Source organism: Sphingomonas cellulosilytica, assembly GCF_052321755.1.
Taxonomy (GTDB): domain Bacteria; phylum Pseudomonadota; class Alphaproteobacteria; order Sphingomonadales; family Sphingomonadaceae; genus Sphingomonas.
Window position 1 is genome coordinate 91,362 of sequence record NZ_JBQRTT010000001.1, and the last position, 13,988, is coordinate 105,349.

Annotated in this window: 13 protein-coding genes; 5 read left to right on the forward strand and 8 right to left on the reverse strand. The window is 64.2% G+C overall.

All coding sequences use genetic code 11. From position 1 onward, the window contains the following. Positions 1–305 precede the first annotated feature (305 nt). The 3 genes from ACTZQ5_RS00385 to ACTZQ5_RS00395 form a co-directional block, all read right to left on the reverse strand. Positions 306–1,295, reverse strand: coding sequence for an amidohydrolase family protein (locus tag ACTZQ5_RS00385; RefSeq protein ID WP_443583173.1), 990 nt, complete (start codon positions 1,293–1,295; stop codon positions 306–308). A gap of 41 nt (positions 1,296–1,336) precedes the next feature. Next, positions 1,337–3,703, reverse strand: coding sequence for a membrane-bound PQQ-dependent dehydrogenase, glucose/quinate/shikimate family (locus ACTZQ5_RS00390; RefSeq protein WP_443583174.1), 2,367 nt, complete (start codon positions 3,701–3,703; stop codon positions 1,337–1,339). 483 nt (positions 3,704–4,186) lie between these two features. Beyond that, entirely contained in the window at positions 4,187–4,687 is a 501-nt protein-coding gene (locus ACTZQ5_RS00395; protein WP_443583175.1) for a MarR family winged helix-turn-helix transcriptional regulator, read from the reverse strand. Between the two features lie 82 nt (positions 4,688–4,769). Between ACTZQ5_RS00395 and ACTZQ5_RS00400 the strand changes: the two genes are divergently transcribed. Together ACTZQ5_RS00400 and ACTZQ5_RS00405 are read left to right on the forward strand one after the other, a co-directional pair. Then, complete coding sequence (locus ACTZQ5_RS00400) at positions 4,770–5,666, forward strand: alpha/beta fold hydrolase (RefSeq protein WP_443583176.1); 897 nt, start codon at positions 4,770–4,772, stop codon at positions 5,664–5,666. Between the two features lie 73 nt (positions 5,667–5,739). Then, positions 5,740–6,129, forward strand: a complete 390-nt coding sequence (locus ACTZQ5_RS00405; protein WP_443583177.1) for a VOC family protein — start codon at positions 5,740–5,742, stop codon at positions 6,127–6,129. 33 nt (positions 6,130–6,162) lie between these two features. Here the strand turns inward: ACTZQ5_RS00405 and ACTZQ5_RS00410 are convergent, their stop codons facing one another. The 3 genes from ACTZQ5_RS00410 to ACTZQ5_RS00420 form a co-directional block, all read right to left on the reverse strand. Beyond that, positions 6,163–7,026, reverse strand: coding sequence for a SphA family protein (locus ACTZQ5_RS00410; RefSeq protein WP_443583178.1), 864 nt, complete (start codon positions 7,024–7,026; stop codon positions 6,163–6,165). Between the two features lie 169 nt (positions 7,027–7,195). Then, positions 7,196–7,669 (reverse strand): DMT family transporter, encoded by a 474-nt coding sequence (locus ACTZQ5_RS00415; protein ID WP_443583179.1) that lies wholly within the window; start codon positions 7,667–7,669, stop codon positions 7,196–7,198. A gap of 12 nt (positions 7,670–7,681) precedes the next feature. Next, a complete protein-coding gene (locus tag ACTZQ5_RS00420) occupies positions 7,682–9,076 on the reverse strand; it encodes an amidohydrolase family protein (RefSeq protein ID WP_443583180.1) in 1,395 nt (464 codons plus the stop codon). Positions 9,077–9,214: 138 nt separating this feature from the next. Between ACTZQ5_RS00420 and ACTZQ5_RS00425 the strand changes: the two genes are divergently transcribed. After that, positions 9,215–10,126, forward strand: coding sequence for a LysR family transcriptional regulator (locus ACTZQ5_RS00425; protein ID WP_443583181.1), 912 nt, complete (start codon positions 9,215–9,217; stop codon positions 10,124–10,126). Between the two features lie 39 nt (positions 10,127–10,165). On the opposite strand, the gene ACTZQ5_RS00430 is transcribed toward ACTZQ5_RS00425, so the two are convergent. After that, positions 10,166–11,185: a zinc-dependent alcohol dehydrogenase family protein gene (locus ACTZQ5_RS00430; RefSeq protein ID WP_443583182.1), complete on the reverse strand. Its 1,020-nt coding sequence runs from the start codon at positions 11,183–11,185 to the stop codon at positions 10,166–10,168. A gap of 116 nt (positions 11,186–11,301) precedes the next feature. Between ACTZQ5_RS00430 and ACTZQ5_RS00435 the strand changes: the two genes are divergently transcribed. Continuing rightward, complete coding sequence (locus tag ACTZQ5_RS00435; protein ID WP_443583183.1) at positions 11,302–12,204, forward strand: LysR family transcriptional regulator; 903 nt, start codon at positions 11,302–11,304, stop codon at positions 12,202–12,204. Positions 12,205–12,294: 90 nt separating this feature from the next. On the opposite strand, the gene ACTZQ5_RS00440 is transcribed toward ACTZQ5_RS00435, so the two are convergent. After that, a complete protein-coding gene (locus tag ACTZQ5_RS00440) occupies positions 12,295–12,600 on the reverse strand; it encodes a winged helix-turn-helix transcriptional regulator (RefSeq protein WP_443583184.1) in 306 nt (101 codons plus the stop codon). A gap of 195 nt (positions 12,601–12,795) precedes the next feature. On the opposite strand from ACTZQ5_RS00440, the gene ACTZQ5_RS00445 reads away from it, so the two are divergent. Beyond that, positions 12,796–13,731: an alpha/beta hydrolase family protein gene (locus tag ACTZQ5_RS00445; protein ID WP_443583185.1), complete on the forward strand. Its 936-nt coding sequence runs from the start codon at positions 12,796–12,798 to the stop codon at positions 13,729–13,731. The last annotated feature ends 257 nt before the right edge of the window (positions 13,732–13,988 follow it).

Here is a 13,988-nt window from a genome sequence, read left to right on the forward strand (position 1 = left end):
GCGCACCGCCCGATTGCCGACGGGACGGCAGCTTTTGTCCTGAGCTGGGTTCGCCCGAATCGTCCTAGATCGGGGCGCATTGCTGCCGGACGATCCTGCGCTCAGCGAATGGCCGGTTTATAGCTGATTCTGCCGTTCGAAGCCCAACCGTCGAAAGACGCATTCTGGTCGAGAGCCGACCGGCGACTTAGGGCTGCGAGGACCCAATTTCAGCCATGCACGGCCACTGGACGACGAGCCTAAATCTGCCGTTCGTTCATCCGAAAATGACGGACTCGCAGCTCGATCAGCGCTCCCGTGGCGATCTACTTTCCTGCTGCGGTTGTCAGGCGTTCCCAGTTCGCGAATGCGAGCCCACGGCGCGTCTCCTCGTCGACAGCTAAGGCTTCCAGAAAACGTCGCGGCTCGCCACCCTCCCGATACTGATATGGGAAGTCGGTCGAGAACAGCAGGCGCTCAGGACCGACAATATCGAGGCATTGCTGAAGATAGGTAGCACTCCACATACCGCTGCCGGTGACATAAAGGTTGCGGCGTGCATATTCGATCAGCGAGCCATCGAGATCGAGAGCGCGCTCCATGACGGCGGATGTCCGCTGAAGGTAGAACAGCACCACCTCGCCCCAATGGCCTAGGATGATCTGCAGCTCCGGCAATTCGTCGAAGACCCCGGCCGCGGCAAGGCGTATCCATTCCAACCCCGCTTCATAATGCCAACCGAGGCCAAAGGCGGCGAGCGCGAGATCGGCTCGCTCGCCAATCCCCTCGTACTGGGCTGCGCGAACCGCCGGTGCCGGCGTTTGAGGGTGAATGAAAAGCGGCACGCTGAGTTCCGCGGCCTTTGCCAACATGGGCCGTAGTGCCGGATGGTCGAGGTGACGGTCTCGCGTACGGCCACACAGCAGCGCACCCTTGAGGCCGAGGTCGTTCACCGCGCGCTCGAGCTCGCGAGGAGCGTCATCGGGATCAGCCGTCGGCAGGGCTGCGAAACCTTGGAAGCGGGCGGGATGGCGAGCGCACGCATCGGCAATCAGGTCGTTCACGCGCTTAGCCGTCTCAACCGCCGATCCAGCCTCCAGATTGTGAAGACCAGGCGTGGTCAGCGAAAGCACTTGAACGTCGATGCCCTGCTCATCCATCAAGGCGAGGCGACCTTCACCGAGGTCAGCTAAACGTTCGCCCGTGATCCCGCCATCGGCGATGGCGGAGACGGGATCATGTGGTGGCGGAGCCGACGCCCAGGCGTCCCGGACGAACGGGGGCAAGACATGTTCTTCGATGGCGATCAGGCGCATGGACTACCCACATCAACTATGGTGGCAAACATCACTGTGTGTCAGCTTCTCGGTAGCGCGTAGGCGAGCGTGTAATCGCCGTACCGTGTACCCAGCGCGCCGTGGCCGCCGGCGGTGATCACGACATATTGCCGCCCGTCGCGCCCGCGATAGGTCATCGGCGTCGCCTGCGCGCCGGCGGGCAGCCGTGCCTTCCACACCACGTCACCCGTGGTGAGGTTGTAGGCGCGCAGATACTGGTCGGTGGTCGCCCCGATGAAGGCGAGGCCACCCGCAGTGATGATCGACCCGCCGAGGTTCGGCACGCCGGTCTTGATCGGCATGCCGAGGTGCGATCCGAACAGCCCGGTATCGCGCGCGGTGCCTAGCACCTTCTTCCACAGGATGCGGCGGGTGTTCAGATCGACCGCGGTCAGATGGCCCCAGGGGGGCGCAACGCAGGGCGCGCCGAAGATGCCGACCCACGCCTTCACCACCGCGACATAGGGCGTGTTGTACTGCGTCTGCAGCTGGGCCTGCATCGCGTTCTCGCCGCCCTGCTTCTGCTTCATCATCGGCGCGACGCGCGGGTCGTCGCGGCGCATCAGCCACAGCTTGAACGGCATCTCCATCGTGTTGACGGTCATCACCCCGCGGACGGGATCGACTGCCGCGCCGCCCCAGTCGGTGACGCCGTCGAAGGCGGGATGGCCAATGATCGGCTTCAGCCCCATCGGCTGATAGATGCCGGTGCCCTGCGCCCGGCGGATGTCGATGCGGCAGAATAGCTGGTCGATCGGCGTCGCGCCCCAGGTCGCGGTTTCGGTCGGCGCCGCCGGGGTGAAGCTCGGCATGCCGGTCGAGAAAGGCTGCGTCGGTGATACGCGCACCCCCGGGGTGGCGCCGTCGGTGCGCACCGGTTTCTCGGTGATCGCGGCGATCGGCGCGCCGGTCAGGCGGTTGAGGAAGAACACTTGGCCCATCTTCGTGGTCTGGACCAGCGCAGGGATGACCTGTCCGTTGGGTGCACGATAGTCGAATAATGACGGCCCGATCGGCAGGTCCATGTCCCACATGTCGTGGTGGACCAGCTGACGCGTCCAGCGCAGCTTGCCGGTCGCGACGTCGAGCGCGACGACCGAGGAGCCGAACTGGTCGTCGAACGGCCGGCGATAGCCAATCCAGTAGTCGGGCGAGGCATTGCCCGTGCCGAGATAGACGAGGCCGTTGGCGGCGTCGGCGGTAATCGCGCCCCAGACGTTGGGCGTGCCGCGCGTATAGGTCTGGCCCGCCGGCAGCGGCGCAATTGCATCCTGCGAACGGCCGACATCCCAGGCCCAGACCGGCGCGCCCGATACCGGATCATAGGCGCGCACGACGCCCGAGGGGATGTCGCGGTTGACGTTGTCGATGATCCGCTCGCCGATGATCAGGCGGTTGTTGACGACGACGGGGGGCGTCGTGCCGATCTGATCCGACGGCTTCGACGTCCCCATGTTGGCGCGCAAATCGATCGCGCCGCCATTGGCGAAGCTGGGGCACGGCCGCCCGGTGTCGGCGTCGAGCGCGACCAGCCGCGCGTTGAAGGTGGGCGCGAAGATGCGGCGCGGGCACGGCGTTCCCGCGGGCGCCTCGAAATAGTTGACCCCGCGGCAGACCAGGTAGTTGTTGCCGGCGATGGCTGCGTCCTCGTGCCAGCTCCATTTCGTCTTGCCGGTGGTCGCGTCGATGGCCTGGACGAAGGAGTGCGGCGTGCAGGTGTAGAGCGTGTCGCCAATGTGGATCGGCGTCGCTTCGGAGTGATACTCTCGCTTATGTTCCTGGGTCTCTGCCACCATCGGCAGGTCGCCAGTCCGCTGCGTCCACGCCAGCTCCAACCGGCCGACGTTCTGAGGCGTGATATCTGCCAGCGCCGAATAGCGGCGCCCCGACAATGTGCCGCCGTAATCGCGCCAGTCGCTGTCGGCCTCGCCGATCGGCGCCGACGCCATTGGGGGTACGGCTGACGCGCCCTGCGCCTCCACGCCCTCACCATGCAACACCAGACCAGTGAGGCCTGCCACGACCAGCGCCGCCGCGACCGCGGGCACGGCATGCGCGCGCGATCGCCATGACCGCGCTCGCCAGTCGGTCAGCAGCACCAGGATCAGCAGCACCGTCGGCGCGACCACGCGAGGCACAAGCTGCAGCCCGTCGAGCCCGACCTCCCACAGCGCCCAGACCAGCGTTCCGATCCAGATGGCGATGAATAGCCAGCGCCCCAGCGGGTTGCCTCGCCCGAGCAGGGCGCCGCTTGCCACCATCGCAATGCCGACGATGAGGTAATAGGGCGACCCGCCGATCGACGCGAGGACGCCCCCTGCCACCGCGAAGAACCCGCCGAGCAGGGCGACGACCCATGCCAGCACCGCCCGATAGACCTGCGCCATCGTCTTACCCCTTCACGCCGTAGCCGCTGAACGCGCAAAAGGGGCGGAAGTCTCAGGCGGACTGTAGCCGACCCACCTCATTATGCGGCGCTATGCGGCTCCATGATCCAGCTTCCGCATCTGCGCTGGATCGAGCGATGGGCTGGCGATTGTGCACGTACGAACGCAAACGCTTAAATGACCCAATTGCGGTCGTCCAACAGCCTGAATGAGGTGCCCAGTTTCGGACGCTCGTTAATGTGAGTTCGTCGAGGCTCCAGATCCTGAGGGCTGCGAGTGGCGAGAAGGGGAACAAAACTGCCCTTTGCAAAGCTTTTGCCCAATGGCGGGTTCAACCGAGAGCTGCCGTTCGCGAGCGTCCCCAAAGGTATCATATTACATCGGTTATGTCGTCGGTGGTGCTCGTGTCCATCAACGGCAGTTTTCCCGTAATCTATTTTCGCACTGCTTGGCAGTCAGATTGACAGGGCCTTCTGACAAACTTCAATCCGCGCCGGACTTCGCGAGCCATCCAGCGGTGTCTAGAAACTCGCTACTCTCCCCAACCACCTTTCGAAGACTCTCCTCCAGCCCGTTCAGGGGTGCATGACCCACGTGCTCCGCCCACCTGCGCCTGCTCGCGTTGAGGATTTCTCCCCCGATCGCTAACATCTCTCGCCCTCTCGCAGTAAGGACCAGCTGCTTGCGCCGAGCATCGCCGCCGTCTGCGACGCGAGTCACATAACCACGAACTTCGAGCGCGACGATCGTCTTTGCAGCAGCTTGTTTAGTGACCGATAGCGTTCGCGCCAACGCGACGGCACTATCCGCTCCGGAGAGGATGGCGCGCATGGCAAACTCGTGGCTGGCGCGCACATCGGGGTGGCCACGCCGTGCAAGCTCCCGCGTGACTTCATCTATCAAGGACCGGAAGGCGGCCAGCAGAAGCAGCGCGAGCTCCGGGCCAGCGCGCGGTTCTTGGTCCGTGATGCGCGGCTCTTCCATATCTCGTCCCATAGAACGAGACTATCGACATAGGCAACCCAGTTACCTATATGGGCAACCCGGTTGTCCATAGGAGGTCGCGATGCCCGCTCAGCCAGCTCAGCCCTTGATCTACGAAATGCGGCATGGTCACGCGCCTGTCCGCGACGGCGAACTCCACTACCTCCAACTCGGCGAACAGGGTTCGCCGATCCTTCTGGTTCATGGATTTCCGGAGACGGGACGGGTGTTCGAGCGCCTCATGCCGCATCTCGCGGCTGTGCACCGGGTCTTCGCGGTCGATCTCCGCGGCTTCGGTCAGTCAAGCAAGGCGCAGCCTGAACATGGCAGTGCCCGCGCTGCGGAGGACCTGCACGCCTTCATCAACCATCTCGGCCTTGGTCCCGTCCACCTGCTTGCCCAGGACATCAGCGGCACCGCCGCGTTCCGGCTCGCCGTGGGGCACCCGAAATCGGTCCGGAGCGTTGCTGCAATCGAGACGGGGCTGCCGGGCTTCGGGCTGGAGATGCTGGCCGATGTCGGAAAGGGGGGTGCCTGGTATATCGGCGTCCTCGCGACCGAGGGCGCGGCGGAGGCCTTTTTCCGAGGACGGGAGCGTGAGCTCATTCTCGATTTCATCCTGCCGGCCGCGACGGCACGCATGGAAGCGATACCGACGGGCACGCTCGACGCGATCGTCGCCGACTACACGCGGCCGGGCGGCTGGTCGGGCGCGCGGGCCCTCTATGCATCGATGTTGCGCGAGGGGCCGGAAGTCCTACCGCTGGCCGCCGAGCGCCCGCTCACCTTGCCGGTCCTCACCATAGACCGACACGGGAGCGACTTCACCCTCAAATCCTTCGGCGCGGCACATGCCGGAGGCGTCCGGCATGCGACGGTCGACGATGTTGGCCATTACATCGCCCTTGAGGCGCCCGATCGCCTCGCCGACATCCTGCTGTCCTTCACGGCGGCCGTGGATGCTGAGATGTCCGATTGAGCGCGGGGCCCCGCGCGACCTATGTGCGACGAAACGGCGAGGAAACTCGCCGCAATGAATAACGGAGTAGTACATGTTCAACCATGTCATGGTCGGTTCGAACGATCTCGACCGATCCAGGCGCTTCTACGATGCCGTACTTGGAACCCTTGGTGCCGGCGAGCCGGTAAGAAACGTCGCCGACAGCGGCCACGCACGACTTTTCTATCGCCACAATGGCAACAGCTTTTGCGTAAGCGAGCCTATCGACGATGCCGAAGCGACCCCGGCCAACGGCGGGACGATCGCCTTTAAGTGCGATACGGCCGAGGGCGTTCACGCCTTTCACGACGCCGCGATCGCAAATGGCGGCACGTCGATCGAGGATGCTCCAGGCTTGCGCAACAGCAACATGGGGCCGGTGCATCTGGCCTATGTCCGCGATCCCGACGGCAACAAGCTTTGCGCGATCTACCGGCCGTAGCGGATCGGCCGGCATTCGCTTTCAGCCGGCCGGTTAGAGCGGAGCGACCACCTTCAGCCACAGACTCGTCCCCTCCGCCCGGTTTCGGGCATTGAATTCCTTTAGGGCCTTGAGGTCGACGATGGTGCGCCCGATCCGCCATTGCAACGCAGGTCCGATGGCGTCGACCCGTCCGCGAAAGCCGTCGCTTCCGACCAGAATGCCGGCCTGGCGATCGTCCGTCGTCTGTCTCAGCAGATAGCCGTTCAATCCGAGCCGCAAATTGGCGCGGACAGGATAGCTGGCGGAGATGTCCGCGTGGGCGAGATCCCCGGACGTGTATCCCGTCGCATGGTTCGTCGCGTTGATCGTATAGGTTGCCTTCGCCGACATTTCGAAGCCGCTCGCGGGCAAGTAGCTTATGGCGACGATCGGCCGGACCGCGACGTGGTTCGAGCCTCCGTTCAGCGCTCGCGATCGATCGTAGCTTCCGACCGGAAGGACGAAGTCGGCCGCGATCGCCGGGTGCAGGTCACCAAGCTTCCAGCCGAGCACCGGGCCGACGGTCAGGTCGCCCAACCCATCGAAGCGGTGGCGTCCGGCATTGTCCCTCAGGCGCAGCGAAGCCAGGGAGCCGATTGCGAACACCCCCAGCCTGCCGCCCGCGATGGTGATCGGGGACATGTAGAACAGCCGGGCCACCGCCGCCCTTGCTGACAAGCGAAAATCCTGCTCGACCGGGTGGCCATCGCCATCGATGAGGCGATCGGCCTCATAGTCGTTGACGTAGACGACCACGAAGGCCCCCGGCTTTGGCGGCAGCGCTCCCGCCAAGAAGCCCTCGGACCCCTTGCCGATGGAGTCACCGGCGCCTTCGGACGCTCGCGCCGAAGGGGCCAGGCCGATCAGGATAGCCATCGACGCAGCGCGAAGTGTGCTCCCCGCACGTGCATGGCCGTGAGAGAGCAGACGATCCATGCCGTGCGCGCGACCGTGCCCAGGGGTGCCGTGATCCGGCTCTGCGCGCTCTGAAGTGCACCCGCGATCCGACAGGCGTAAGAAGCCTTTCATCAGTTCGTCCCGGAGGTCAGGATGCGATCGCGGTGCGTGCGAGCCGGTCGCCGAACAGCGCGATGATCACGCCCACGGTCATCAGCCCGCTGCCGATCAGTCTTGCAGCGGTCGCCGGCCGAACCGCGGCACCGAGCAATCCGAAATGGTCGATGACCACGGACGCAAGGAGCTGACCGGCGATTACCAGCGACAACACGACCGCGAGCCCGAGGCGAGGCGCGAGCATGACCGTGCAGAAAATCGCGCCTGCTCCGAGCAGGCCGCCCAGCATCCGCCAGGCCGGCTGGCCCGGAAGCTGACCAATTGAGGAGAGGCTGCCGCTCGCCGCAGCGATCAGGAAAAGGGCGAGCGTTCCCACCGTGAACGAGACGAAGGCAGCCGCGATCGGCTGACCGCCGAGGCCCGCCGCGAGCTGGCTGTTCACGGCGGCCTGGGCGGCGATCGCGGCCCCGGCCGCAATCGCGAGCGCGAGAAAAAGAGGGTTCATTTGCGCCTCCGGTCAGGGTTGGAAGATGAAGCTGTCGTCAAACGGTCCCGGACGATGTCCCACCGCCTCGAACAGGTGATTGCGCGACTCCTCGGTCGCGGCTTCCAGGCGGGACAGGTTGAGATCCAGCACGACGCCGTGCCGCTTCCGGATCCGGCCGCCGATGATGACCGTGTCGACGTTGCTGCGCTCGGCGGCATGAACCACCGTGCCGAACGCGTTGTTGGAGGGGTAGAGATTAAGGGCATCGGTTCGGATCATCACGATGTCGGCCTGCTTCCCTAGGGTGAGGGAGCCTGTTCGGTCCCCGAGTCCCGCAACCCTGGCACCGCTCAGCGTCGCGGCCTCGAGCAGGTCCTGCACCGTGATTGCGTCGGGCACTGCTTGGTGCCCCAGATAGCGGCGGCCCTGTCCGGCCGAGCGCTGGAGATAGAAGGCGACGCGCATCTCCATGAACAGGTCGCCGCTATACGAACTCTCATTGTCGACGCTCAGCGCAGGCTTGATGTCGTAGTCGCGAGCGATCTGGAAGGCGCACATCCCGTTTTCGAGCGCATAATGCGCATCGGAGCGCGGACAAACGTTCACGCTGACTCCGCTCTGGTGAAGGATCTCCCACCCAGCTTCGGGCACGCCCGTGCAATGGTTGAAGATGTTGTCGGCGCCAAGCAGGCCATCGCGCTGCAAGGCCGGCAGTTCCGCCGCCATCTCCGCGCCGAAGAACTCGGTCACGATGCGGAGCCCAAGCCGCCGGGCGACGGCCCAGGTGTCGCGATCGATCTGGGACATCATCGCGAGCGTGACCAGGCTTTCCCGGCGACTGGCATATTTAGCCTGCAGCCGCTCCAGATCCGCTGGCCAGCTGCTCTTGTCCCATTCACCGGTGAGCGGCGCGCCTGGCGCATGGACGGCACGGATACCAGCGTCCAGCAATGCTTCCACCGCGGCGTCCGAGTGATCGGGACTGCGCGCATTGTGCGAGTTGTCTACGATCGTCGTGATACCGGCGTCGATACAGCCGAGTGCGGTCAGCAGGTTGCCGACATACGTGTCACGCGGCCGATAATGTGTGGCGTAGGAGAAGTGCGTGGCGTTGCAATAATTCTCCAGCGTCGCGGCGTTCGGATTGATGCGCCGGAGCTGACCCTCCCATGCATGACGATGGGTGTCGATCAGGCCGGGAAGGACGATGGAGGAACGCGCATCAACAATCTCCGCATCGTCCGCCTGGATCGACGGTCCGATCGCCGCGATCCGGTCTCCTTCGATCAGGATGTCGCCCGAGGCGAGATTTCCGATCTGCGGATCCATGGAGATGATCGCGCCGCCCCGAAGCAGCATACGCTTCGACGTCTGGGGCGCCGGCAACGTGCTGATGTCGCGCGGGAGGAGCTTGCTGCCCACCATGTTCGGAGACCCTCGATCTGTTACCGCAAATCCAATGCGCCATCCACGACGCGAATATAATTGACTGCTTTTTGAAAGGGTCTTGAAGAGAACGAGGTATAATCCGACTTCCTGCCGCGCAGAGGAAAAGGGCATAGAATGCGTGGGTCGGAGTTTGCTGAGCTGAAGGCGTTCGCCACCGTCGCCGAGCGACTTAACTTCTCCCGTGCCGCGGAGCAGCTGGCGCTCTCGCCATCGGCGCTCAGCCAGACGATCCGCTCGCTGGAGGCCAGATTGGGCGTCCGCCTGCTCAATCGTACGACGCGCACCGTGGCGCTCACCGAAGCCGGCAGCCGTCTGTACGAGCGCGTTCTTCCCTTGTTCATCGGCTTCGACGAGGCGATAGACCGCACCATCGAGGAGCGTGACACGCCGGCGGGAACGGTGCGGCTCTGCGCGCCGCAAATGGCAATTCTGCACCTCCTGCAGCCGATGCTCTCCGGCTTTCAGGAGCGGTACCCTGACATCGTCCTGGACATCACCAGCGACGACAGTGTCAACGACATCGTCGAACGCGGTTTTGATGCAGGCATCAGGCTCGGCCAGCTGATCGAACAGGACATGATCGCGGTACGGATCAGCGAGCCGCTGCAACAGGTGGCGATCGCTTCCCCCAGATACCTGGAGCAGCATGGCGAGCCTGAAACGCCACAGGATCTGCTCGGGCATCGGTGCATCAACTGGCGACGCCCCGGCCGAGCCGACGTCTATAGCTGGCCTTTCGCAAGCGGCGACCAGACGATGAACCTGACCGTCAACGGCACGCTTATCGTCAACGACTGCGCGGTCGCATTGCGATCTGCGATCGATGGTCTTGGCATCACCGTCTGGGTCAGGGAGTGGATCGACGAGGAGGTTCGCTCCGGCCTTCTGAAGCCATTGCTTGAAGCCTGGTCGCCGCCGTCGTCGGCCTTCTATCTGTACCATCCAGGAGCAAAGCACGTGCCCGCGGCGCTGAGGGCCTTTATCGACTATCTTCGCAGCGATGCGGGCGAAAGACCTGACGTCTGACTAGGTGCTGGGAGTAGCGCACGCTCGCATATCCGGCGCCTACCCGACGTCAATGACCACCTTGCCGAACGGACCCCGGTCGAGATGATCGAACGCAGCGGGAAGATCGGCCATCGAATAACGCGAATCCACAACCGGACTGAGGCCGGTCCGGTCGACGGCGCGGACGAGACGCTCCAGCGCAGTCCGGCTGCCGGTGCCGATGCCATGAATGCTGACGTCCTTCAGCATGAGTGGCATCGCCGGTGCGCTGAAGTCCCATCCGTCCAGCGCGCCGATCTGACAGATGTGCCCGCCCACGGCCGCGAGCTCGACCGATTGGCCCAGGTGCGATCCGCCGATAACCTCGAGCACATGGTCAACACCGCGGTCGCGCGTGATGCGGTAGACCTCCTCCATCCAATCCTCGCGGTCCCGATAGATATAGTGATCCGTTCCCAACGCCGTGGCCCTAGCCTCATTGTCCGGATCACCGCAGACGATGAGTTCGGCGCCGTTCGCCTTAGCGATCTGAATGCCGAACAGAGCCACACCGCCAGTGCTGGGGATGAGCACAGTATCGCCGGCACGGACCCCGGCGCGCTCCACGAGCGCGAACCAGGCCGTGAGACCCGCCACCGGCAGCGTGCAGGCCTGCCAATGCTCCAGGCTTGACGGCGCGACCACGAACCAGCTCTCCGGCATCGCGACATATTCGGCGAGCACGCCGGGATAGAAGCCGCCGAGCGTTCTGTAGGCGGGAGTCCGCGCCGTGCCCGGGCGCAGGCCATCGATCCAGTCAGGCGTGGCCGTCGAGATCACCCGATCCCCCACGGCGAAGCGCGACACATCGGCGCCGATTGCCACGACTTCCCCCGAGAGATCGGAAGCGGGCGTGAAGGGAAATCGCAGCGGGAGGCCGCGCCCTGTCTCCACCACCATCTTGTCGCGGTAGTTGAGCCCTACTGCACCCACCTTCACGAGAACCTCGCCCGCCGCTGGATCAGGGATCGGCACCTCCCGAAGCGCGAGATGCTCCCTGCCGACCGCATCGATCTCCCAGCGCCTCATCTTTCGCATGCACTTCGCTCCTGAACGGCTTGGCTCCGCCACGCCCGAACCAGTGCAAAGTGGAGTATCGCCGCTGTTCCATGTAGAGAGCATTATCGGCACGGCCTGTTGTAGATGGAGTTACAATGGACGCGACAGAGTTCGGGGAACTGAAGGCGTTCCTCGCCGTGCACGAGGAACGGGGCTTCCGTCGCGCGGCCGCCAAGCTGGCAACCTCCCCCTCGGCGATCAGCCGAACCGTGCGCGCGCTCGAGGCGCGCCTGGGTGTCAGGCTGCTGAACCGTACCACAAGGAGCGTTGCTCCGACCGAGGCGGGATCCGCCCTCGTGGCGAGGGTGAAGCCGATCCTTGGCGAGATGGAAGCGGCGCTGCGAGAGGTCGGCAGCTTCCAGCACAGCCCCAGGGGCACGGTCCGCGTGAACCTGCCGAAGGTCGCAGCCACGGTTGCGATCCTGCCGAAGCTGCACAGCTTCGCGGCCTCCTTTCCGGACGTCCGTCTCGACCTCGTCGTCGACAACAACATCACGGACGTGGTGGCCCGCGGCTTCGACGCAGGCATCAGGATCGGTTCGCAGCTCGGCAGCGACATGGTCGCGGTTCGACTCACCCCGGACTTCCGGATGGCCGTGGTGGCGTCTCCACGGTATTTGGAAGCGCATGCCCGCCCGGCCGCACCGGGCGATCTCAAACAGCACCGCTGCGTCACCTACAAGTGGGATGACACCGGCGCCTTGTTTCCATGGGCTTTCGACTTTCCTGCGGGGCGCGAGATCGTACAGGTCGAGAGCGTCCTGGCGGCAAACGACACCGACCTGCTTCTATCGGCAGCCTTGCAGGGGGTAGGCATCGCCTTCCTGACCGAAACGGTGGCCGCTCCGCACATCGTGGAGGGAAGCCTCGTGCGATTGCTGGACGAATGGTGCGGACCGGTGCCGGGCTTCCATCTCTATTATTCGAGCCGCCTGCACATGGCGGCTGCGCTGCGGGCCTTCATCGATCACATGAAGCTATCAGGCTCACGGAGTTAGGACGCCGGCGGCCTGATTGGAAAGTGGCCCGCGAGCGCCGGACGGTTGGCAGCCTGACGTACTTCACCTCCGGAGCCGCTCCCTGCACTGTTACCCGTGCCGCGCATCAAATCGCTCTCGACTGGCGCCAACGTCGGCGCGGTGATCGATCGCCCACTGGGCCAGTTGCCGGACCGCTCCCGACAGCGAAAGCCCGAGCGGCGTGAGCGCATATTCCACCTGCGGTGGCGTCGTGTCATGTACGGTCCTCTTGACGAGACCATCTCGTTCGAGAGCCTTCAACGTGAAGGCCAACATCTGCTGCGAGATGCCTGGAACATGGCGCTTGATGCTGTTGAACCGCTCGGCGCGGCGATGCAGCACCACCACGATCTGGACCGACCATTTGTCGCCCACCCTCGACAATATGTCACCTACGCCCGTGCAATCGGGGAGCGATACGACTTCGTCGGTCCTGTCCATCTGACCTGGTCCTGTAAAGATGCGTTCTTGTGCCAGGCGGTAAGTCTCATGATCTGTGTAGGTCTACAATCCGGACCTGTCATCGTGTGGAGAAGCGATGGTCCGGAACCGACGCAGGAGGAGCGATCAATGGCCGGCAATTGGATCCCACGCGACCCGAACATGGACGCCCCAATTCCCGTGATGTCCGTGCGATCGATCAGGCTGCCGGATCGGGTGCGTGGCGAAGACCTGCAGGTGCGCGTGTCCGCACCCGTTACCGGAAGCGGGTTGCCGGTCATTCTGTTCTCGCACGGGTTCGGCTCGTCCATGGATGGATATGCCCCGTTGACGGACTATTGGGCGGCACATGGCTTTGTCGTGATTCAGCCGACGTATCTCGATGCACGGAGGCTCGGGCTTCCCGAGGACGATCCCCGCCACCCGACGATCTGGCGGACACGCGTGAGCGACGCGAAGCGCATCATCGACGAGCTGGAGGAAGTCATAGGGCAGGTCCCAGGCCTTTCAGGCCGGGTGAATGATGAGCGCCTTGCCGCGGCCGGGCACTCGTTCGGCGGACAGACCACCAGCTTGCTTTTGGGCGCGCGGATGGTGGCTTCCGGCGCCCGCGAGGGCATGTCGGATCAGCGGATCAAGGTCGGCATCCTCTTGGCGGCAGGTGGCAAAGGTGGCGAGGATCTCAGTCCCATCGGGCGCCAGATGACGCCCTATCTCGACATGTCCTTCGATCAGATGCGAACTCCGACGTTGATTGTTGCCGGCGACGCCGACCACTCGCCTCTCACGAACCGGGGCCCAGATTGGTTCTTCGATCCTTACTATTTAGCCCCGGGCAGCAAAGCGCTTCTAACGCTGTTCGGCGGCGAACACATGCTTGGCGGTATCTCCGGCTACGCCGTCGCCGAGACAACAGACGAGAACCCGGATCGGGTATCAATCATTCAACGAGTTACTACTGCCTATTTGCGGCGAGGCTTGCTCAACGACGCTAGCGGCTGGACGACGTGCGCCACAGCTTTGGCCGGAGAAGGAACCGCGATCGGCAAGCTGGAATTCAGATAGTGCGCACGGGCACCGTGTCACGCAAAATGGCAACTTCTGTCAGATCCAGACATTCGGTATTTCTGGGGGAGCGACCGGGTCTGGTCGGGAGCTGCCGCCAGCGGGACGACCCAATCTCGGCCACTCGCAACGGCTCTCCGCTTCACAGTTACTGCCATTCGTTCATCTCGGACGCGCGGGTCAATCCAGTCTTGGTGCCTGCCACCAAGAGTCTCGAAAGCGATGGTAACGAGCTCGTTTCGCTCGAGAGGCGGCCC